Below are 21,347 nucleotides of genomic sequence, written 5' to 3'. Positions count from 1 at the left end.
AGGACATCGCATGACACTGACCAACCTGTTGCGCGCGGCCAGCCAGCGCCGCCGCCTGATTACCGCCGCGCTGGTGCTTGCCACCGGCCTGGCCTACGGACTACTGCCCGGCCGCGCCGAAGCGCAGTCGAAGAACATCGACCCCAAGGTGCTGCGCATCGGTTACCAGAAATACGGCACGCTGACGCTGCTGAAGGCGCGCGGCTCGCTGGAAAAACGCCTGGCGCCGCAAGGCATCACCGTCAAATGGACCGAGTTCCCCGCCGGGCCGCAACTGCTTGAGGGGCTGAACGTCGGTGCCGTCGATTTCGGCACCGTCGGCGAGGCGCCGCCGATCTTTGCGCAGGCCGCGGGGGCGCACCTGGTCTACGTCGGCAATGAGCCGCCGGCGCCGGTGGCCGAGGCCATCGTCGTGCCCAAGGGCTCGGCGCTCCGTTCGGTGGCGGAACTGCGCGGCAAGCGCGTGGCGCTGAACAAGGGCTCGAACGTGCATTACCTGCTGGTGCGCCAGCTGGAGAAGGCCGGCATCCCGTACAGCGAGATCCAGCCGGTCTACCTGCCGCCGGCGGATGCGCGTGCCGCCTTCGAGCGCGGGGCGGTCGATGCCTGGGTGATCTGGGACCCGTTCCTCGCCGCAGCCGAGAAGCAACTGGGCGCGCGCGTGCTCGCCGATGGCCGCGGCGAGGATGGCAAGAACGTGGTCAGCAACCACCAGTTCTACCTGGCCTCGCGCCCCTATGCACAAGCAAAGCCGGAGATCGTCAGCCTGATCCTGGACGAACTGGCCACGCTGGGCACCTGGGCGCAAAAGAACCCCAAGGAGGCCACCACGGTGCTGACCGGCGAAACCGGGCTGCCGGCCGACGTGCTTGAGCTTGCCGTCTCGCGCTTCTCCTACGGCGCACGCCCGGTCAGCGCCGAGGTAATGGCCGAGCAGCAACGCATCGCCGACGCCTTCCACTCGCTCAAGCTGATCCCCAAGCCGGTCAAGGTGGCCGATGCGCGCTGGGACGTGCCGCAGCAGCAGGCGAAGCGATAGCCACCTCCATCGCCAGGAACAAAAAGGACAACGACATGCAGGTATTCTGGTTCATCCCCACCCACGGCGACAGCCGCTACCTCGGCACTTCGGAAGGCGCGCGCGAGGTTAGCTTCGATTACCTGAAGCAGGTTGCCGTGGCCGCCGATACGCTGGGCTACGAAGGCGTGCTGATCCCGACCGGGCGCTCGTGCGAAGACCCATGGGTGGCGGCATCGGCGCTGGCGGCCGTCACGCAGCGCCTGAAATTCCTGGTCGCGGTGCGCCCCGGCCTGATGGCGCCGACGCTGGCCGCACGGATGGCGGCAACCTTCGACCGCATCTCCAACGGCCGGCTGCTGATCAACCTGGTCACCGGCGGCGATACCGCCGAGCTGGAAGGCGACGGCCTGTTCCTGGACCACACCGCGCGCTACGAGGCCTCGGCCGAGTTCCTGCGCATCTGGCGCCAGGTGCTGGCGGCCAGCCATGACGGCGACAAGGTGGACTACGAGGGCAAGCACCTGAGCGTGAAAGGTGCCACCGTCCTCTATCCGCCGCTGCAGCAGCCGCATCCGCCGGTGTACTTCGGCGGTTCGTCGGCGCCGGCGCATGCGCTGGCCGGCGAGCAGGTCGATACCTACCTGACCTGGGGCGAGCCACCCGCTGACGTGGCGCAGAAGCTCGACGACGTACGCCGCCAGGCCGCGCGCCATGGCCGCACGGTGAAGTTCGGCATCCGCCTGCATGTGATCGTGCGCGAGACCGAAGCCGCCGCCTGGGCTGCGGCCGATGATCTGATCAGCCGGCTCGATGACGAGACCGTGGCGCGTGCGCAAGCCGTGTTCGCCAAGATGGATTCCGAAGGGCAGCGCCGCATGGCCGCGCTGCACGCGGGCGGCGCGCGCCGCACGCGCGAGGCGCTGGAGATCAGCCCCAACCTGTGGGCTGGCGTTGGCCTGGTGCGCGGCGGTGCCGGCACCGCGCTGGTGGGCGATCCGCACACCGTGGCCGAGCGCATGCGCGAATACGCCGAGCTGGGCATCGACACCTTCGTGCTGTCCGGCTACCCGCACCTGGAAGAGGCCTACCGCTTTGCCGAACTGGTGTTCCCGCTGCTGCCGCGCTCGGTGCGCGACAAGCTGCCGGGCAAGGTGCTGTCGGGTCCGTTCGGTGAAGTCATGGCGACAGGCATCGTGCCGCGCGCCGCGCAGAGTTGAGGGGAGGGCAACCATGAACGCTCCTCTATCGCAGCCGCCGCGTCAGGCACCTCAGGCACTGGCGCGCGCGCTGGCTCCGTGGATCGTGCCGGTGCTGCTGATCGTGGCCTGGCAGCTGGCCTCGCAGAACGGCTGGCTCTCCAGCCGCGTGCTGCCGGCCCCGCTGGCCGTGGTGCAGGCTGCCTGGGAACTGGCGCGCTCGGGCGAGCTGTGGAAGCACGTAGGGGTCAGCACCTGGCGCGCGCTGGTGGGGTTTGCCATCGGCGGCGGGCTGGGCCTGCTGCTGGGGCTGCTGACCGGCACCTTCCGCACCGCGGCCACGCTGCTCGACAGCACGCTGCAGATGGTGCGCAATATCCCGGCGCTGGCGCTGATTCCGCTGGTGATCCTGTGGTTCGGCATCGACGAGACTGCCAAGCTGTTCCTGGTGTCGCTGGGCGTGTTCTTCCCGGTCTACCTGAACACGTATCACGGCATCCGCTCGGTCGATACGGGACTGGTGGAGATGGCGCGCAGCTACGGCCTGTCTGGCTGGCAGCTGTACCGCGAGGTCATCCTGCCCGGCGCGCTGCCGGGCATCCTGGTGGGCGTGCGTTTCGCGCTGGGGTTGATGTGGGTGGTGCTGATCGTGGCGGAGACCATCTCCGCGCAATCGGGCATCGGCTACATGACCATGAACGCGCGTGAGTTCCTGCAAACCGACGTGGTGCTGGTGGGCATCCTGCTCTATGCGCTGCTGGGCAAGCTGGCCGACTGGTTGTCGCGCGGGCTTGAGCGCTACTGGCTGCGCTGGCATCCGGGCTACGCCGCGGCCTGAGCGGCCCGTCGCCCCAATCAAGCAAGGAGATCGAGATGCAGATGTATTCGGTGGAACAAGCGGCTTTGGCCGAACTGGAAGCCGGCCTGGCGCGCCGCGAGGCGGCCCGTCCGGTGGCCGAGGTGCCGCGCACGGCGGGTGGTGTGGCGTTGCACGTGCGCCAGGTGGTCAAGCGCTATGACGGCCGCGAAGTGCTGCACAACGTGGCGCTGGACGTGGCGCCGGGCGAGTTCCTGGCGATCGTCGGGCGCAGCGGCTGCGGCAAGAGCACGCTGCTGCGGCTGGTGGCGGGGCTGGAAGCGGCCGATGGCGGAAGCATCACCGTCGACGGTGAATCCGCGGCGAAAGGCCGCGCGCGGCACGCCGACGTGCGCGTGATGTTCCAGGACGCAAGGCTGCTGCCGTGGAAGCGCGTGCTGGACAACGTCGCGCTGGGCCTGCCGCGCGCACGCCGCAGTGAAGCCGCCAATGTGCTGGCGCAGGTGGGCCTGGCCGACCGCGCGCAGGCCTGGCCCGCACGGCTGTCCGGTGGCCAGCGCCAGCGCGTGGCCCTGGCGCGTGCGCTGGTCCACCACCCGCAGCTGTTGCTGCTGGACGAGCCGCTGGGCGCGCTGGATGCGCTCACGCGCATCGAGATGCAGGGGCTGATTGAGTCGCTGTGGCGCCGCCTTGGCTTCACGGCGCTGCTGGTCACGCACGACGTGTCCGAAGCGGTGGCGCTGGCCGACCGCATCGTGCTGATTGAGGAGGGCCGCATCGCCATGGATGAGCGCGTGGCGCTGGCGCGCCCGCGCGAACGCGGCGCGGCTGGCTTTGCGCGACTGGAGGCGAAGGTGCTGCAGCGGGTGATGCGGCAAGCGCCGCAGGCGCAGGGGCAGGTACCGTCGCATGCCGGTGCGCATGCCGAACCTGGCGCCACGACCGCGCAGCTGAACGTGAGCTGGGCAACTTGACCGTGCCACCTGCGGCAATGTGCGCCGCGCATATCGACAGGCCGTAATCTTCATTCGCTCGCGCCCGCTGACCTCCTATCATGAGCAGGCAGGCCGATGCGGTGCGACAGCACAGAGGGCGCATGGAGCGCCCGTCATCACTAATCCGACCACGAGGCCGAGGGGCCCGGTCAACCGAAGGAATGCCATGCCAGGCGTGCATGAACCCGCGGGCGCAGTGCCTGCGCTCCAACGTTATCTGGAATCGCTGCCGCGCCAGCCGCTGGCTGACCGGCAATTGTGGCGCGACGCGCGCGGGCAGGTGCAGGGCCAGTTCTTCAACTGCTCGCTGACCAGCGCGTTCGAGCCGCTGGTGACGCTGGCAGACCGGCAGGTGGTGGCACATGAGGGTTCGATCCACACGTACGCAGAGGACGGCGTGGGCCTGGCGGCATGGAAGCTGTTTGCGATGGCGGCCGACGACAACACCCTGGTGTCGCTGGACCGGCTTTCGCGCCTGCTGCATGCCATCAACTACTTTGCCGCCGAGGGCGAGCACAAGCTGGTGCTGAACGTGCATAACCGGCTGCTGGCCGCGGTCACCGACGACCACGGCGCTGCCTTCCGGCGCGCATTGCAATCGCTGGGCCTGCCGCTGGAGCGCTTTGTGATCCAGGTGCCGGCCAGCGCCAATGACGACCTGTCACTGCTGTTGCATGTCGTTGGCAACTATCGGCGCAACGGTTTCGCGGTAAGCCTGCAGGCGTCGGATCCGGCGGAAGCCGGTGCACTGATGGCGCACGCGTTGCCGGACTGGCTCAAGCTGGACATGCGCCGCACCTGGACCGACCGCCAGCTGTCGGGCCTGCGTGCCAGCGCGGCCAGTGCCGGCGTAACGCTGATCGGGCGGCGCCTGCAGAACGCCGAAAGCATCGAGCGCCTGCAGGCCGCGGGCATCGGCCTGGGGCAGGGCGCCTTCGCCGGCGCGCCGGTCAGTGCGGCAGGGCTGCGCGCAGGCCTGGCGAGCGCCGCGCATGCATTGGACAAGGAGGTGGTATGACGCAAGCGAACCGGCTTTCCGGCGCTCATGGCACGCGCCTGGACATCCCGCGGCACCTGCAGGTGCTGACCGTGCCAGGGCTGCATGGCAGCGGCCCGGGACACTGGCAGAGCCGCTGGGAGCAGCGCTTCCCGGACTGGCAGCGGGTGGAGCAGCACGACTGGTCGCGCCCGAGCCTGCCGCTGTGGGCCGAGCGTGTCTCCGAAGGCGTGATGCGCGCCCAGCGCGTGGCCGCGCGCGGCGCGGTGCTGGTGGCGCACAGCTTTGGCTGCCTGGCGTCGCTGCGCCAGGCGGCGCTGGATCCGGTCGGCATTGCCGGCGCATTGCTGGTGGCGCCGGCCGATCCGGACAAATTTGGCGTGGCGGCGCTGCTGCCGGCCTACCGGCTGCCGTTCCCGACCATCCTGGTAGCCAGCTGCAACGATCCCTGGATGCCGCAGCGCACCGCTTTCAGCTGGGGCACGCTGTGGGGCAGTGAGCTGGTCGATGCGGGCAGCCTGGGCCACATCAATGCCGATTCCGCACTGGGCGAGTGGCCTGAAGGCCTCGCGCTGCTCGATACCCTGGTCCAGCGCATCGCGCAGGCAGGCGATGCCGGCTCCATAAGTGAGTTATCCGCCGCCTGGGAGTCTGGCATCGAGGTTGTGTCTACCGTCCCTTATATCTAAACCGTCTAAGAAAATTCATAAAGATTCGTTCTGTTTATAAGGACGACTCTGCAGAATCTGTCTCGTAGGCCGGCGCAATATGCGCTGGCGTCATAAAGAACGGCCCGCCGGGACCAGCCATCAGGGTCCGGCGGCGCACCGCTCACAGACGAGACGACATGCCTCCATCCATTTCCCTGGCGGACAATCCGCCGCCAGCCGCTCCCCGTGCCCCTGACTCCAGCGCCACGCGCGCGCCGCGCAACCCGTCCAGGCAGCGCTTTACCGTGCTGCCCGGCTTCGGCCTGTCGCTCGGCTTCACGCTGTTCTACCTGACGCTGATCGTCCTGATCCCGCTGTCGGCCGCGTTCCTGAAGACGTTCACGATGACGTGGGACGCGTTCTGGACCTCGGTCACGGCGCCGCGCGTGGTGGCGTCGCTGCAGCTGAGCTTTGGCGCGTCGCTGGTGGCGGCCATCGTCAATACGGTGTTCGGGCTGGTGGTGGCCTGGGTGCTGGTGCGCTACCGCTTCCCGGGCAAGCGCCTGATCGACGCGCTGGTGGACCTGCCGTTCGCGCTGCCCACGGCGGTGGCCGGTATTGCGCTGACGGCGCTGTTCGCCGGCAATGGCTGGATTGGCCGCTATCTTGAGCCGCTCGGCATCAAGGTCGCGTTCACGCCGCTGGGCGTGGTGGTGGCGCTGACCTTTATCGGCCTGCCGTTCGTGGTGCGCACGGTGCAGCCGGTGCTGGAGGACGTTGAGCAGGAGCTGGAAGAAGCGGCCGCGAGCCTGGGCGCCAACCGCCTGCAGACCTTCCAGCGCGTGATCCTGCCCGCCATCCTGCCGGCGCTGCTGACCGGGTTTGCCCTGTCGTTCGCGCGCGCCACCGGCGAGTACGGCTCGGTGGTCTTTATCTCCGGCAACATGCCGATGGTGTCCGAGATCGCGCCGCTGATGATCTATTCCAAGCTGGAGCAATACGACTATGCCGGCGCCACCGCGGTGGCGGTGGTGATGCTGGTGATTTCCTTCGGTCTGCTGCTGCTGATCAACCTGCTGCAGGCCTGGACGCGCCGCCATCAATCCGGTGTGCGCGCCGCGCTGGCACCCGAAGCGCCCGCCACGGGCAAGGAGTTCTGACATGGCCGGCGCAGTTGCGGGACGCTTGGGCGGGCAAGCCAACGCCCAGGCCCATCACAGGTTTGACGCCACTGGCGAAGCGCCGTGGGTGCGCTACACGCTGATCACGGTGGCAGTGCTGTTCCTCACGCTGTTCCTGTTCGTGCCGCTGGCCTCGGTGTTCTATGAAGCCTTGCGCAAGGGCGTGCAGACCTACTGGGAAGCGTTGATCGAACCCGACGCACTCGCCGCGATCCAGCTCACGCTGACGGTGGCGGCGATCGCGGTGCCGCTGAACGTGGTGTTCGGCGTGGCGGCGGCGTGGGCCATTGCCAAGTTCGACTTCCGCGGCAAGAACCTGCTGATCACGCTGATCGACCTGCCGTTCTCGGTGTCGCCGGTGATCTCCGGCCTGGTCTACGTGCTGCTGTTCGGCGCGCAGGGCTGGCTGGGGCCGTGGCTGGAAGCGCACGACATCAAGATCATGTTCGCGGTGCCGGGCATCGTGCTGGCGACCATCTTCGTGACCTTCCCCTTTGTTGCGCGCGAGCTGATCCCGTTGATGCAGGCGCAGGGCAGTGAAGAAGAAGAGGCCGCGATCGTGCTGGGCGCCTCGGGCTGGCAGACCTTCCGCCATATCACGCTGCCCAATATCCGCTGGGGCCTGCTGTACGGCGTGATCCTGTGCAATGCACGGGCGATGGGCGAGTTCGGCGCGGTGTCGGTGGTGTCGGGCCATATCCGCGGGCTGACCAACACCATGCCGCTGCATGTGGAGATCCTCTACAACGAGTACAACTTCGCGGCGGCCTTTGCGGTGGCCTCGCTGCTGACACTGCTGGCACTGGTCACCCTCGGCATCAAGACGCTGGTGGAATTCCGCGCCCGCAAGGAAACCGAAGAGGCTGCACCCGAGCGGCCGCTGGCAAGTTTGCAAGGACAAGCATCATGAGTATCCAGGTCAAGAACGTAGAGAAGCGCTTTGGCGACTTTGTCGCGCTGGACAACGTCTCGCTCGATTTCGACGAGGGCGAGCTGACCGCGCTGCTGGGGCCGTCCGGCTGCGGCAAGACCACGCTGCTGCGCATCATCGCCGGCCTGGAGCGCGCCGACGCGGGCCAGATCGTGCTGGCCGGGCGCGATGCCTCGGATCAGCATGTGCGCCAGCGCCAGGTGGGCTTCGTGTTCCAGCACTATGCGCTGTTCAAGCATATGAGCGTGTTCGAGAACGTGGCCTTCGGCCTGCGCGTCAAGCCGCGCGCCGAGCGCCCGAGCGAAGCGCAGATCCGCGACAAGGTGCGTTCGCTGCTGGAGTTGGTGCAGCTCGACTGGCTGGCCGACCGCTACCCGTCGCAGCTCTCCGGCGGCCAGCGCCAGCGTATCGCGCTGGCCCGCGCGCTGGCGGTGGAGCCGCGCGTGCTGCTGCTGGATGAACCCTTCGGTGCGCTTGACGCCAAGGTGCGCAAGGAGCTGCGCCGCTGGCTGCGCCGCCTGCACGATGAACTGCACGTGACCAGCGTGTTCGTCACCCATGACCAGGAAGAGGCGCTGGAAGTGGCCGACCAGGTGGTGCTGATGAACCGCGGCCACGTGGAGCAGTACGGCTCGCCCGAGGCGGTCTACAACCATCCGGCCACGCCCTTCGTGTTCGGCTTCCTCGGCAACGTGAACCTGTTCCACGGCCGGCTGGAGGTGGGCGAGAGCGGCGGCCTGCTGCATACCGGCGAAGCGGTGCTGCCGGTGGTCGGCAGCGGCCATGAGACCGCCGGCGACGCGGTGGCCTATGTGCGCCCGCATGACCTGGACCTGGAGCGCTACGCGCCCGGCGCCGACGGCATCGCCGTGACGCTGCGCCGCGCGCTGACGCTGGGCCCGGTCGCGCAGCTTGAGCTCGAACGCGAAGACAATCAGGACGTGATCGAAGTCGCGCTGCCGCTTGAGCGCTTCCGCCACGCGGGCTTCCGCGAAGGCGAACTGCTCGCGGTGCGCCCGCGCCAGCTGCGTGTGTTCACGCAACCGCGTACCACGTCCACCCAACAAGAAAAGGCGACGACATGAACTTCCAGCAACTCCGATCGATCCGCGAGGCGGTGCGCCGCCAGTTCAACCTGACCGAAGTCGCCAATGCGCTCTACACCTCGCAGCCCGGCGTGTCGCGCCAGATCCGCGAGCTGGAAGAAGAACTGGGCGTGGAGATCTTCGAGCGCTACGGCAAGCGCCTGACCGGGCTGACCGAGCCGGGGCGCGAGATCGTGCGCATCGTCGAACGCCTGCTGCTTGAGGCCGAGAACCTGCGCCAGGCCGGCGACGAATACGCCGGCCGCCATACCGGCCGCCTGACCGTTGCCACCACCCACACCCAGGCGCGCTATGCACTGCCGCGCGTGGTGCAGGCATTCCGCCGCGAATACCCGCATGTGACGCTGGCACTGCAGGAGGCGTCTCCCACGCATATCGTTGAGCTGCTGCTGACGGGGCAGGCCGATATCGGCATCGCCACCGAGGCCCTGGCCACCGAGGCCGGGCTGACCTCGTTCGAGGCCTACAGCTGGCGGCACGTGCTGGTGGTCTCGCCCGGCCATCCGCTCACGCGCCTGCCCGAGCCGACGCTCGAAGACGTGGCCGGCTTCCAGCTCATCACCTACGACGCCGGCTTCACCGGCCGCCGCAAGATCGACAGCGCCTTTGCCGAGGCCGGCCTGCAGCCGGAGATCGTGCTGACCGCGCTGGACGCCGACGTGATCAAGACCTACGCCGAACTGGACCTGGGCGTGGGCATCATTGCCTCGATGGCCTATGACGAGCGCAAGGATTCCGGCCTGGTGCGGATCTCGGCCGACCACCTGTTCGCGCCCAACACCACCAGCGTGGCGGTGCGGCGGGGCGCTTACCTGCGCGGCTATGCGCACGCCTTTATCAACATGTTCGCGCCGCACCTGTCGCCCGACACCGTCAGCAGCGCGCTCTCAGAGCAAGAGCGCCAAGCCCTGGCGGCCTGATTCCGGCCTGACCGCGGGCGGCGGCCAGGCGGCGCAGGGGGCACCCGAGCGCCGCCGGCCTGCGCCATCCGCTCCGGCACGGTGCCGTTCGCGCCCCGTGCCCGCCGTTCGTCGCAAGAGACTTTCTTCGTGCCCGGGTGAGGGGTACATTCCTTGCACGTGCCCGCGGCTTGCCGTCCGGCGAGCGTCGCACGTGTACCGCAGCGCAACAAAGCTTGCGCGCGGCCGCCGGTCTGCAAGGGCCGGGCAAGGGAGAGAGAGACGATCATGCGCGAAGACGAACCGCTGCTGCGCTGGCAGTGGCGCGGCTATGCCCGCAACCACCAGCATCCCCGCAACCTGCTGCTGCATATCGTGGCCGTGCCGATGTTCATGGCCGGCACCGTGCTGGGCCTCTACGGCCTGCTGCACCTGAGCCTGCCAGCGGTGGCGCTGGGGCTGGTGTGCATGGGCATGTCGATGGCGCTGCAGGGCCGCGGACACCGGCTGGAAGCCCATGCACCGGAACCCTTTGCCGGGCCGGCGGACATCGCGGGCCGCATCCTGGCCGAGCAGTGGATCACATTCCCCCGCTATGTGCTGTCCGGGCAATGGTGGCGCGCGCTGGCCGGCCGGCGTGCCGGGCTGGGTGGCTGAGGTGGCCCGCGCTGCCCGCCTCATCACATTCCCGCATTGCGCCAGGCTCAGTCCGCGCTAACATGAACGCCATGGACCGCTGCTTCTCCAACGTCGCCACCGCCATCCCCTCCCGGCTCAATATCCTCGGGCGCGACCTGCTGTTCGTGCTGTGCATGAACTCGGTGATCGCCATCAGCCTGAACTACGGCTTCCAGACCGGCGGCAGCCTGTGGCACAACTTTGTCTACAGCCAGCTGATCGGCCTGTCGATCTGGGTGCTGATCGACATTCCGCGCGTGGTGATCTGGTGGAACGACCGGCCGCGCCGCTGGCCCTTCCTGCTGCTGGCCGCCGCCGCGGTGCCCGCAGGCGTGGTGTTCGGCAGTTGGGCCACGCGCGTGGTGCTGGACCTGCCGCCCAAATCGGCGGACGAAGCCGGCGGCATGCTGCGCATGTGCCTGGTGGTGGGCATGCTGGCCGCGGCCTCGATGATCTATTTCTACTGGTCGCGCGAGAAGCTGGCCTCGCTGGAGCGTCAAGCCGCGCTGGACGCCCTGCAGCGCGAGGAAGCCGAAAAGCAACTGGTGCGCGCACAGCTGATGGCGCTGCAGGCGCAGATCGAGCCGCATTTCCTGTTCAACTCGCTGGCCAACCTCGACGGGTTGATCGCCACCGACCCGCCCGCCGCGCGCCAGCTGCTGCAGCGCCTGATCGGTTTCCTGCGCATGTCGCTGGCACATACCCGCGCCGAGCAATGCACGCTGCGGCAGGAGTTCGAGCTGCTGCGCAGCTACCTGGACATCCAGGGTATGCGCTTCGGCCAGCGGCTCTCGTTCGACATTGACCTGCCGCGGGAACTGGCGAAGGTAGAGATCCCGCCCATGCTGATCCAGCCGCTGGTGGAAAACGCGGTCACGCACGGCATCGAGCCCTGCATGATCGGCGGCCATATCCAGCTGTCGGCGCGCGCGGCCGGCGACAATGCGGTGCAGGTCGTCATCGCCGATACCGGCGTCGGCTTCGGCCATGCCTCGGGCAAGGGCTCGGGCCTGGGCATCACCCATGTGCGCGAGCGGCTGGCGCGCATCTTTGGCGCGGCGGCCTCCATGCAGATGGAAGAGAACACCCCGCGCGGCGTGGTGGTGCGGCTGACGCTGCCGCTGGAGCGCCCGGCCGAAGCGCCCACCCTGACCCAGACAGTCACCAGCGTGCCGGAGGGCATGCCAGTATCGACCCCGGCCATGCAACGGCTCTGAGCGCCCGCCTGCCAGCACGCCTGACAAGAAGAACGGCTGGCACCGCCCGTGGCGGTGCCGCTGACAACGCCAGGACCCATCTACCACCCCAACGCCCCCATGACCCCGACCCTTCTGATCGCCGATGACGAAGCGCTGCTGGCGCGCGTGCTGGAATCCGAACTGACGTCGCTGTGGCCCGAGGCCCGTATCGTTTCCGTGGTCCACGATGGCGTGGCCGCGCTGGCGGCGGCGCGCGAGCACCAGCCGCGCGTGGCCTTCCTGGATATCCGCATGCCGGGCATGAGCGGCATGGACGTGGCGCGCGAATTGATCGAATTCGACACCCCGCCGCTGGTGGTCTTCGTGACCGCTTACGACCAGTTCGCGCTGGAGGCATTCGAGCGCGCCGCGGTGGACTATGTGCTCAAGCCGGTGCAGCGCGAACGGCTGGAGGCCACGGTGCAGCGCCTGAAGGACCGGTTGGCCGGTCCCGCTGACGATGAAGACACCGAGTCCGAAGCCTCGATCGCGGAGACGGACCGGCTCGGCCAGTTGCTGGCGCGCCTGGAATCGCTGGAGCACGCCACCCCGGGCCCGGGCGGTGCGCCGCAGCGGCAGTACCTGCGCTTTATCAAGGCGCTGGTGGGGCAGGAGGTGCGCATCATCCCCGTGGACGAAGTCATCTACCTGGAGGCCACCGACAAGTACGTCAACGTGGTTTCCGGCGCCGGCGAAGCGCTGATCCGCACCAGCCTGCGCGAGCTGACCCAGCAGCTGGACCCGGAGCGCTTCTGGCAGGTGCATCGCGGCACGGTGGTCAACATCACCTGCGTGGCCAGCGCGGTCAACCAGTCGCTGGGACGGCTGTCGCTGCGGCTGCGCGACCGTCCTGAACTGCTGCCGGTGGCGCGCCAGTACGCGCACCTGTTCAAGCAGATGTAAGCGCGGTCGGCGGGCAGCGTGGCCGCCACCTGGCTGCAGAGGGCAGGGGTTTTCCTCTATGATGCGGGCTTCGGCCCGTATTTTTTTGGGCTGCCGCCTTCCGTCCTGCCGCATAGCCCCTGCCACCAGCGCCATGTCCACTGCCGCACTCGATCCCACGCGCAATCCCCTTCGTCATGATGCCCAGGTGATCGGGCTGGTCGGCCTGGCCCACGGGGTCTCCCACTTCTACCACCTGTTGCTGGCCCCGCTGTTCCCATGGATCAAGGCGGAATTCGGCCTGAGCTATGCCGAGCTGGGCCTGCTGATGACGGTGTTCTTCGCGGTATCGGCGGTGGTGCAGACCGCGTCAGGCTTTGTGGTCGACCGCTTCGGCGCGCGGCCGGTGCTGTTTGCCGGGCTGGCCTTCCTGGGCGCCGCGGCCTTGCTGCTGTCGACCAGTTCCGGCTACGCCGCGCTGCTGTTCGGTGCGGCCGTGGCGGGGCTGGGCAATGGCGTGTTCCACCCGGCCGACTTCACGCTGCTAAACAAGCATGTGTCGCAACCCCGGCTGGGCCACGCGTTCTCGGTGCACGGCATTTCCGGCAACCTGGGCTGGGCGGCTGCGCCGCTGTTCCTGGTGGCGATTGCCAACCTGGCCAGCTGGCGCGTGGCACTGGCGGCGGCCTCGGCGGTGGCCTTTATCGTGCTGGCCGTGCTGGTGGCGCTGCGCCATGTGCTGGACCCGCGCGAAGTGCAGGGCGCCGTGGGCCGGCCCGCGGCCAAGGCTGCGGCGGGCGGAAGCGTGCTGGGCTTCCTGCGCCTGCCGCAGGTGTGGGTGTGCTGGGCCTTCTTCCTGCTGACCACGTTCTCCGCCGCCGGCATCCAGAGCTTTGCCCCGACCGCGCTGACCTACCTGTACGGCATGCCGTTCACGCTGGCGACCGCGTCCTACACCATCTACATGCTGTGCAGCGCCGGCGGCATGATCGTCGGCGGCTTTGCCGCCAGCCGCACCAGCAACCATGACCGGTTGATCGCGGTGAGCTTCACGGTGTCGGGGCTGATGGCGGTGCTGGTCGGGCTGGACCTGGTGCCGGCACTGCTGGTGCCGGTGTTGATGGGCGTGATCGGCTTTGGCGCCGGAACTGCCGGGCCGTCGCGCGACCTGCTGGTGCGCGCGGCCGCCCCCGCCGGTGCCACCGGGCGTGTCTATGGCGTGGTCTACTCGGGCCTGGATATCGGCCTGGCGTGCGGCCCGTTGTTCTTCGGTGCGCTAATGGATGCAAAGCTGCCGGCCTGGGTTTTTTTCATGATCGGCGGCTTCCAGTTGCTGTCGATCTTCACCGCGGTGACGGTGGGCAACGGCAACCGCTCGCGCCGCGGCGCGGCGGGCCAGGCGGAGGCCGCCTAGCCCGGGCCACCCAAGCACCGCCTTCCGAATTCGATTGCCTGAGGATGCTTTCATGTCAATGACGCCGGCCAATGCCACCCAGCCTGACGATTCCGAACACGGCACCCCGCTGCCGGGCGGCCATATCCTGGTCGATGCGCTGCTGGCGCACGGCGCCGAGCTGGCCTTCGGCGTGCCGGGCGAAAGCTACCTGGCCGTGCTGGACGGCTTCCACCGCCGCCGCGACCAGTTGCGCTTCATCATCTGCCGCCAGGAGGGCGGGGCCGCAGTCATGGCCGAGGCCTACGGCAAGCTGACCGGCCGCCCCGGGCTGGCCTTCTGCACGCGCGGGCCGGGCGCCACCAATGCCAGCATCGGCGTGCACACCGCCTTCCAGGACTCGACGCCGATGATCCTCTTCATCGGCCAGGTCGGCACCGACTTCATGGACCGCGAGGCCTTCCAGGAAATCGACTATCGCCGCATGTTCGGCCAGATGGCCAAGTGGGTGGCGCAAATCGACCGGGTCGAACGCATCCCCGAATACATTGCGCGCGCCTACCAGACCGCCACCTCGGGCCGTCCGGGCCCGGTGGTGCTGGCGCTGCCCGAGGACATGCTGGCGCAGACTGCCGCCGTGCCGCAGCTGCAGGCCTACCAGCGCGTCATGAGCTGGCCTGGCGAGGCCGACCTGGCGCGGCTGGCCGAGATGCTCAACGCCGCCGAGCGCCCATTCGTGCTGGCTGGCGGCAGCGGCTGGACGCCGCAGGCCTGCGCCGACCTGCAGGCCTTTGCCGAGCGCTTCGCGCTGCCGGTGGGCTGCGCCTTCCGCGGCCAGGACCTGTTCGACAACCGCCATCCCAACTACGCCGGCGATGTCGGCATCGGCATCAACCCGGCGCTGGCCGAGCGCGTCCGCAATGCCGACCTGGTGCTGGCCATTGGCCCGCGCCTGGGCGAGATGACCACCGGCGGCTACGCGCTGATCGCCGCGCCGCGGCCCGCGCAAAAACTGATCCACGTGCACGCCGGCGCCGAGGAACTGGGCAGCGTCTACCAGGCCGACCTGATGATCCAGGCATCGATGCCGGCCATTGCCGCGCGCCTGGCCGGTCTGCAGCCCGCCGCCGCGCCGCGCTGGCAGGCGTGGACTGCAGCCGCGCATGCCGACTATGAACGCTACCTGCAGCCGCCCGCGTTCACGGGTCAGGGCGTCGACATGGCCGAAGTCATCCGCACGCTGGACCAGCTGCTGCCGGCCGACGCGGTCGTGACCAATGGCGCCGGCAACTACGCTGGCTGGCTGCACCGCTATTTCCACTATCGCCCGTTCACCAGCGGCGGCCGCGGCCAGCTGGCCCCGACCAGTGGCGCGATGGGCTATGGCGTGCCGGCGGCGGTCGGTGCCAAGATCGCGTTCCCACAGCGCACCGTGGTGGCGCTGGCCGGCGATGGCTGCTTCCTGATGAATGGCCAGGAACTCGCTACGTCGATGCAATACCAGGCGCCGGTGATCTTCATCGTCGTCAATAACGGCATGTACGGCACCATCCGGATGCACCAGGAACGCGAATACCCGACCCATGTCTCGGGCACCGAGCTGCACAACCCCGACTTTGCCGCGCTGGCACGCGCATATGGTGCGCGCGGCGCAACCGTAACCACGACCGAAGCCTTTGCCCCGGCATTGCGCGAGGCATTGGCCGCGCCGGTCTCGACGCTGATCGAGATCCAGGTGGACCCGGACGTGATCACGCCGCGCACCACGCTGAGCGCGATCCGCGCGCAGGCGCTGGCCAGTCAGAAGCCATGAGCCGGTGCGGCCCGAGCGGATTCTTTCTTACCTATCAGGAGACCATCGATGAAGCCCGTCACCACCGACCTGTGCGACGCGCATGAAGACCGCCTTGCCGACGGCACCCTGCGCGTGATGGCGCCGGTGTTCCGAGCCTTCGGCAAGCAGGGCGCCTTTGCCGGCCCCGCCTCCACGCTCAAGGTGTTCGAAGACAACTCGCTGGTGCGCGCCGCGCTGGAAGCGCCGGGGCAGGGCCGCGTGCTGGTGATCGACGGCGGCGGCTCGCTGCGCTGCGCGCTGGTGGGTGGCAACCTTGGCCTGCTGGCCGAGAAGAACGGCTGGGTCGGCATCGTCGTCAACGGCTGCATCCGCGATACCGCCGAGCTGGACGTGTGCGACATCGGCATCCGCGCGCTGGCCGTGCATCCGCAGAAAAGCCAGAAGCGCAACGTCGGCGAAAGCGACGTCGCGGTGCAGATGCCCGGCGCCGTGGTGCGCCCGGGCAACTGGATCTACGTCGACGCCGACGGCGTGCTGGTCTCGGACGAAAAGCTGGGGAACTGAGCATGCCGCGCGTCTTTGTCTACGGCACGCTGCGTGCCGGCGAGGTCAACGACCTGAACGCCGCCGCCCAGCGCCACGGCATTGCCGCGCCCACGCTGCTGGGCACGGGTACGGTGGCCGGCAGGCTCTATGACTTCGGCACCTATCCCGGCCTGGTGCTGGACGCCGGTGGCGGGCCGGTCGTGGGCGATCTCTACGAGATTGCCGACGCGCTGTTGCCAGTGCTCGACGAGATCGAAGAGGTTTATCCCGGCCAGGCCACGCTGTTCGTGCGCGAGGAACGGGCCGTGTTGCAGGATGGGCAGCCGGTTGCCTGCCTGCTCTATCCAGTGGCCGAGTCGGCCGTGGCCACGCTGCCGCGCATCGTCAGCGGCGACTGGGTGGCCTATCGCCGCGCACGCGATACGGCCGAGGCCTGAGCCCCGGCTCGTTTCAAACAAACGGCGCCGATTCGCGGCGCCGTTTGCTTTTGCGTAGCATGGCCGTCGATGACATCGACCAATGGAATCGACGGCCATGAACGCTCCGCAATCCCTGCAGCCGCAGGTCTTCCCCCAGCAGTTCTTTATCCACGCCGGCGACGTGCGGCTGTCCGCCACCAGTTGGGGTGAGCCCGGGCCAGGGCGGCCCACCATCGTCCTGGTGCACGGCTATCCCGACAGCAGCGAGGTCTGGCACGGCGTGGCGGCGCAGTTGGCGGGGCGCTTCCATGTGGTGGCCTATGACGTGCGCGGGGCAGGGCGCTCAACCACGCCGCGTGCGACAGACGCTTACAGGCTGCAGAAGCTTGCCGATGACTTCATCGCAGTCATCGATGAGGTCTCGCCGCAGCGCCCGGTGCACCTGGTGGGCCACGACTGGGGTTCGATCCAGAGCTGGGAGTTCGTCACCGATGCACGCCTGCAAGGGCGCATCGCCTCATTTACCTCCTGCTCCGGCCCATGCCTGGACCACGCGGCAATCGGCCTGCGCGAACTACGCGGGCAGCGGTCGCTGGCTGCGTTGGGCAAGACATTGAGGCAGCTGGCGGCATCCTGGTATATCGGCGCCTTCCACCTGCCGTGGCTGCCTGAACTGACCTGGCGGCTGTGGCTGGGCCGTGCGTGGCCGCGCTACCTGCGCCTGACCGAGGACCTGCGCACGGCGCCCAGTCCCACACAAACTGCCGACGGCTGCCACGGCGTGCGCTTGTACCGCGCCAACTTCCTGCCCGTGCTGCGTGCCCCGCGCCAGCGTCATGCCCATGCGCCGGTGCAGGTGATCGTGCCGTTGCATGACCGGTATGTGAAGCCGGCGCTGACCGAAGACCTGCACCGCTGGACCACGCAACTCTGGCGCCGCACCGTGCCCGCGCACCATTGGCTGCCGCTGGCCGACGCCCAGGGGTTTGCCGCCATGGTGCGGGAATTTGTCGAGCATATGGAAGGGGAGCCTGCCTCACCGGAGCTGTTTGCCGCGCGCATCCGCTAGCGGAGGCAGCGCATCCTGCGCATTTTTCACAATGTGGAAAGATGTTTTGGACCGCAAAAATACATGGTTTGCGTAGCACAACACCATTTCTCATGATGGAAGATCATGTCCCGTATTGTGAAATAAAATCGCTAAGTCATTGAATTATTGAGATAAAAAACTAAGCGACAATCGCAGATCAAGGTTGTTGCAACGCGGGAAGGTTTTCTACACTCTTATATAAGACCTATGACCTGAGGCGCGAAAAACAGCGACCCACGCAGCAGCACCGCGATCAGCCCAGGCCAGGTGGTCAAGAGATTCTCAGCCATCCCCGCATCATCAGGAGAGTGACCATGACCCGCCAAGAACAGATCCAGGCCCTGCAGAAAGACTGGGATACCAATCCCCGCTGGAAGGGTATCAAGCGCAACTTCACCGCCGAAGACGTGGTGCGCCTGCGTGGTTCGGTTCAGGTCGAACACACTCTGGCACGCCGCGGCTCCGAGAAGCTGTGGAACCTGTTGCACACCGAGCCGTTCGTCAACTCGCTGGGCGCGCTGACCGGCAACCAGGCCATGCAGCAAGTGAAGGCCGGCCTGAAGGCCATCTACCTGTCGGGGTGGCAAGTCGCAGGCGACGCCAACCTGGCCGGTGAAATGTACCCCGACCAGTCGCTGTACCCGGCCAACTCGGTGCCGCAAGTCGTCAAGCGCATCAACAACACCTTCCAGCGCGCCGACCAGATCCAGTGGAGCGAAGGCAAGGGCGACACCGACTTCTTCGCCCCGATCGTGGCGGATGCTGAAGCCGGCTTCGGCGGCGTGCTGAATGCGTTCGAACTGATGAAGTCGATGATCGAAGCGGGCGCCGCCGGCGTGCACTTCGAAGACCAACTCGCTTCGGTGAAGAAGTGCGGCCACATGGGCGGCAAGGTGCTGGTGCCGACCCGCGAAGCCGTCGCCAAGCTGACCGCTGCCCGCCTGGCCGCCGACGTCTCGGGCGTGCCGACCCTGGTGATCGCCCGTACCGACGCCGAGGCCGCCGACCTGCTGACCTCGGACGTAGACGAGAACGACAGGCCGTTCTGCACCGGCGAGCGCACCGTGGAAGGTTTCTACCGCGTGCGCAACGGCCTGGAGCAGTCGATCTCGCGCGCCCTGGCCTACGCTGAAGTGGCTGACCTGGTGTGGTGCGAAACCGGCAAGCCGGACCTCGAGTTCGCCAAGAAGTTTGCCGAAGCCGTGCACGCCAAGTTCCCAGGCAAGATGCTGGCCTACAACTGCTCGCCGTCGTTCAACTGGAAGAAGAACCTGGACGACGCCACCATCGCCAAGTTCCAGAGGGAACTGGGCGCTATGGGCTACAAGTTCCAGTTCATCACCCTGGCCGGCTTCCACTCGCTGAACTACTCGATGTTCAACCTGGCCTACGGCTACGCCCGCAACCAGATGAGCGCGTTCGTGGAACTGCAGGAAGCCGAGTTTAAGGCAGCCGAGAAGGGCTTCACCGCGGTCAAGCACCAGCGCGAAGTCGGCACCGGCTACTTCGACGCCGTGACCCAGACCATCGAAGGCGGCCAGTCGTCGACGACCGCCCTGAAAGGTTCGACCGAAAACGAACAGTTCTTCGAAGACAAGAAAGTGGCCTGACTCTCCTGGTCACCCCCGCCGGAACGTGGGTCCGGCGGTTAAAGAAGGCGTGCGACCATCACGCTTTCTGATTTAGGCGCCGCGCCGTTCTCTCTCAGGGACGGCGCGTTTTTTTATTTTCCGACGCGGGGAGGGTTGGCGGGTTGCCGTTCAACGGGTGTTCAAGACTCAAAGCTATGCAGAGTTGCCTCCCAAGCCTGGCCAGGTTCACGCCGGAGCGGCTTTTTTCATTCAAGGGTATCCAGATGCTGCCAACTCGCGTATATTGCGCCCCGCGGGGTGGAGCAGTTGGCAGCTCGTCGGGCTCATAACCCGAAGGTCGCAGGTTCAAGTCCTGCCCCCGCAACCAGATTCGAAAGCCCGCCCGGTTCGCGCCGCGCGGGTTTTTTTGTATTGGCGACCTGGTCGAAGAGATGCATTGCCGTGAGCCGGCATCGAAGCGCTGGGCTTGCGGCGGGCGCGAATCTGCTGGAATGCAATAAATTGTCATTTTTGGCGACTTGCAGCATTTGGGTGATTCCCGCCGTAAGAAAGATGGCTTAAAGTGCCGGGGCCTTTATCGGCACTTCCGAGCTACTCACCAAGAACAACATCATGAAAGCATCTCTCTCTCTCGCTCGCTTCCTGCGCCGTCGCGGCGGCACTGCTGGCCGGCTGTTCCGGCGGCATGCCCACCAATCTCGATGGCGTGATGAGCGCCGGCACGTCGCTGGCCAAGGCCGCCACGCTGTCTGACGCCGACGTCAAGAGCCTGTCCGACCAAGCTTGCGCTGAATCGGACAAGACCAACAAGATCGCTGCTGCCAACACCACCTACAGCAAGCGCCTGGTCAAGATCATGAGCGGGCTGAAGAACAGCGATGTGCCCAACGTCAACGCCAAGGTCTACATGACCAAGGACGTCAACGCCTGGGCCATGGCCAACGGCTGCGTGCGCGTCTACAGCGGCCTGATGGACATGATGACCGACGACGAAGTGCGTGGCGTGCTGGGCCATGAGCTGGGCCACGTGGCGCTGGGCCACACCAAGAAGGCCATGCAGGTTGCGTACACGGCCACGGCCGCACGCGGCGCAGCAGCAGCTGCCGGTAACAGTGCGGTGGCGGCGCTGTCGCAGTCGCAACTGGGCGAACTGGGCGAGCAGCTGATCAATGCGCAGTTCTCGCAGTCGCAGGAAAGCGCGGCGGATGACTATTCCTTCGACCTGCTGACCAAGAACAAGGCCAACACGCGTGGCCTGGTGACGGCGTTCCAGAAGCTGGCCAAGCTGGACGGCGGCAAGTCCAGCATGTTCTCGTCGCACCCGGGCTCGGAAGACCGCGCCAAGCATATCGAGCAGCGCATCAGCAAGGCTTCGTAAGCGGACTGCGCAAGCAAAAAACCGCCCGCACCGATCATGCCGGTGCGGGCGGTTTTGCTTTGCTGGCGCTATGCGCCGGGGGTCAGCGGTAGACGATCACGGGGATGTCGGTATGCGTCAGCACCTTCTGCGTCTCGCTGCCCAGCAACAGGCCGGACAAGCCGCGCCGGCCGTGCGACGCCATGAAGATCACATCGCAGCCATGGCGCTCGGCAGCGTCGATGATGCCCAGGTAGGGCACGGCAAAGGTCGACATATCGGCATCGAAGGTCACGCCCGCCGCCGTGGCCAGGTTCTCGACCTCTTTCAGGTATAGCTTGGCCTGGTTCTCGATGCGGTCCTTGAAGGACTGCGGGGCCTCGACCACGATTTCGCTGAACGGCGTGTAGGGGTACTCCTCCAGGCAGACATAGGCTGTGATGCGCGCGCCGATGGCCTTGGCGAGCTCCAGTCCGCCGTTGATGGCTTTCTTGGAGAGTTCCGAGCCGTCGGTGGGTAGCAGGATATGTTGGAACATGCGGGGCTCCTTTTCTGACTAGGGGA

Annotated in this window: 20 protein-coding genes, 1 tRNA gene and 1 pseudogene; 21 read left to right on the top strand and 1 reads right to left on the bottom strand. The window is 67.3% G+C overall.

The window, feature by feature from the left end:
* Positions 1-10 precede the first annotated feature (10 nt).
* The 21 genes and pseudogenes from CNE_RS10465 to loiP all read left to right on the top strand — a co-directional run.
* The gene (locus CNE_RS10465; protein WP_013957109.1) at positions 11-1,039 is read left to right on the top strand and encodes a sulfonate ABC transporter substrate-binding protein; all 1,029 of its coding nucleotides are present in this window, start codon (positions 11-13) and stop codon (positions 1,037-1,039) included.
* A gap of 35 nt (positions 1,040-1,074) precedes the next feature.
* Complete coding sequence (gene ssuD / locus CNE_RS10460) at positions 1,075-2,238, top strand: FMNH2-dependent alkanesulfonate monooxygenase (protein ID WP_011615572.1); 1,164 nt, start codon at positions 1,075-1,077, stop codon at positions 2,236-2,238.
* A gap of 13 nt (positions 2,239-2,251) precedes the next feature.
* Positions 2,252-3,055, top strand: coding sequence for an aliphatic sulfonate ABC transporter permease SsuC (gene ssuC / locus CNE_RS10455; RefSeq protein WP_013957108.1), 804 nt, complete (start codon positions 2,252-2,254; stop codon positions 3,053-3,055).
* Between the two features lie 35 nt (positions 3,056-3,090).
* A complete protein-coding gene (locus CNE_RS10450) occupies positions 3,091-4,008 on the top strand; it encodes an ATP-binding cassette domain-containing protein (protein ID WP_013957107.1) in 918 nt (305 codons plus the stop codon).
* Between the two features lie 187 nt (positions 4,009-4,195).
* Entirely contained in the window at positions 4,196-5,047 is an 852-nt protein-coding gene (locus CNE_RS10445; RefSeq protein WP_013957106.1) for an EAL domain-containing protein, read from the top strand.
* Positions 5,044-5,715 (top strand): RBBP9/YdeN family alpha/beta hydrolase, encoded by a 672-nt coding sequence (locus tag CNE_RS10440; RefSeq protein ID WP_013957105.1) that lies wholly within the window; start codon positions 5,044-5,046, stop codon positions 5,713-5,715. The genes CNE_RS10445 and CNE_RS10440 overlap by 4 nt, the downstream gene beginning before the upstream one ends.
* Positions 5,716-5,873: 158 nt before the next feature.
* The gene (gene cysT / locus CNE_RS10435; RefSeq protein WP_013957104.1) at positions 5,874-6,836 is read left to right on the top strand and encodes a sulfate ABC transporter permease subunit CysT; all 963 of its coding nucleotides are present in this window, start codon (positions 5,874-5,876) and stop codon (positions 6,834-6,836) included.
* Between the two features lies 1 nt (position 6,837).
* A complete protein-coding gene (cysW, locus tag CNE_RS10430; RefSeq protein ID WP_013957103.1) occupies positions 6,838-7,767 on the top strand; it encodes a sulfate ABC transporter permease subunit CysW in 930 nt (309 codons plus the stop codon).
* The gene (locus CNE_RS10425; protein ID WP_013957102.1) at positions 7,764-8,873 is read left to right on the top strand and encodes a sulfate/molybdate ABC transporter ATP-binding protein; all 1,110 of its coding nucleotides are present in this window, start codon (positions 7,764-7,766) and stop codon (positions 8,871-8,873) included. The genes cysW and CNE_RS10425 overlap by 4 nt, the downstream gene beginning before the upstream one ends.
* Positions 8,870-9,814, top strand: a complete 945-nt coding sequence (locus CNE_RS10420; protein WP_013957101.1) for a CysB family HTH-type transcriptional regulator — start codon at positions 8,870-8,872, stop codon at positions 9,812-9,814. Before CNE_RS10425 ends, CNE_RS10420 begins: the two co-directional genes overlap by 4 nt.
* A 267-nt stretch (positions 9,815-10,081) precedes the next feature.
* Positions 10,082-10,450, top strand: a complete 369-nt coding sequence (locus CNE_RS10415) for a DUF962 domain-containing protein (RefSeq protein ID WP_013957100.1) — start codon at positions 10,082-10,084, stop codon at positions 10,448-10,450.
* A 62-nt stretch (positions 10,451-10,512) separates the two neighbouring features.
* A complete protein-coding gene (locus CNE_RS10410) occupies positions 10,513-11,688 on the top strand; it encodes a sensor histidine kinase (protein ID WP_013957099.1) in 1,176 nt (391 codons plus the stop codon).
* A gap of 99 nt (positions 11,689-11,787) precedes the next feature.
* Positions 11,788-12,612: a LytR/AlgR family response regulator transcription factor gene (locus CNE_RS10405; RefSeq protein ID WP_013957098.1), complete on the top strand. Its 825-nt coding sequence runs from the start codon at positions 11,788-11,790 to the stop codon at positions 12,610-12,612.
* Between the two features lie 133 nt (positions 12,613-12,745).
* The gene (locus CNE_RS10400) at positions 12,746-14,005 is read left to right on the top strand and encodes an MFS transporter (RefSeq protein ID WP_041227981.1); all 1,260 of its coding nucleotides are present in this window, start codon (positions 12,746-12,748) and stop codon (positions 14,003-14,005) included.
* Positions 14,006-14,057: 52 nt separating this feature from the next.
* Positions 14,058-15,797 carry a thiamine pyrophosphate-binding protein gene (locus tag CNE_RS10395; RefSeq protein WP_013957096.1) on the top strand — a complete coding sequence of 580 codons (1,740 nt, stop codon included), beginning with the start codon at positions 14,058-14,060 and terminating at the stop codon, positions 15,795-15,797.
* Between the two features lie 48 nt (positions 15,798-15,845).
* Entirely contained in the window at positions 15,846-16,343 is a 498-nt protein-coding gene (rraA, locus tag CNE_RS10390; protein ID WP_013957095.1) for a ribonuclease E activity regulator RraA, read from the top strand.
* A gap of 2 nt (positions 16,344-16,345) precedes the next feature.
* A complete protein-coding gene (locus tag CNE_RS10385) occupies positions 16,346-16,762 on the top strand; it encodes a gamma-glutamylcyclotransferase family protein (protein ID WP_013957094.1) in 417 nt (138 codons plus the stop codon).
* Positions 16,763-16,844: 82 nt separating this feature from the next.
* On the top strand, positions 16,845-17,813 hold the full coding sequence (locus CNE_RS10380) for an alpha/beta fold hydrolase (RefSeq protein WP_013957093.1): 969 nt from the start codon (positions 16,845-16,847) through the stop codon (positions 17,811-17,813).
* A 335-nt stretch (positions 17,814-18,148) separates the two neighbouring features.
* Complete coding sequence (aceA, locus tag CNE_RS10375; RefSeq protein ID WP_013957092.1) at positions 18,149-19,444, top strand: isocitrate lyase; 1,296 nt, start codon at positions 18,149-18,151, stop codon at positions 19,442-19,444.
* A gap of 273 nt (positions 19,445-19,717) precedes the next feature.
* A tRNA-Met gene (locus tag CNE_RS10370) sits at positions 19,718-19,793 on the top strand.
* A 270-nt stretch (positions 19,794-20,063) separates the two neighbouring features.
* Positions 20,064-20,804: pseudogene (gene loiP, locus CNE_RS10365) on the top strand (metalloprotease LoiP); the annotation flags it as partial.
* 82 nt (positions 20,805-20,886) lie between these two features.
* Here loiP and CNE_RS10360 read toward each other — a convergent pair.
* A complete protein-coding gene (locus CNE_RS10360; RefSeq protein ID WP_013957090.1) occupies positions 20,887-21,321 on the bottom strand; it encodes a universal stress protein in 435 nt (144 codons plus the stop codon).
* Between the last annotated feature and the right edge of the window lie 26 nt (positions 21,322-21,347).

The sequence above is a fragment of the Cupriavidus necator N-1 genome, assembly GCF_000219215.1.
GTDB lineage: Bacteria > Pseudomonadota > Gammaproteobacteria > Burkholderiales > Burkholderiaceae > Cupriavidus > Cupriavidus necator.
Note: the sequence above shows the minus strand (reverse complement) of the source record. Positions and strands in the feature narration are given on the sequence as shown.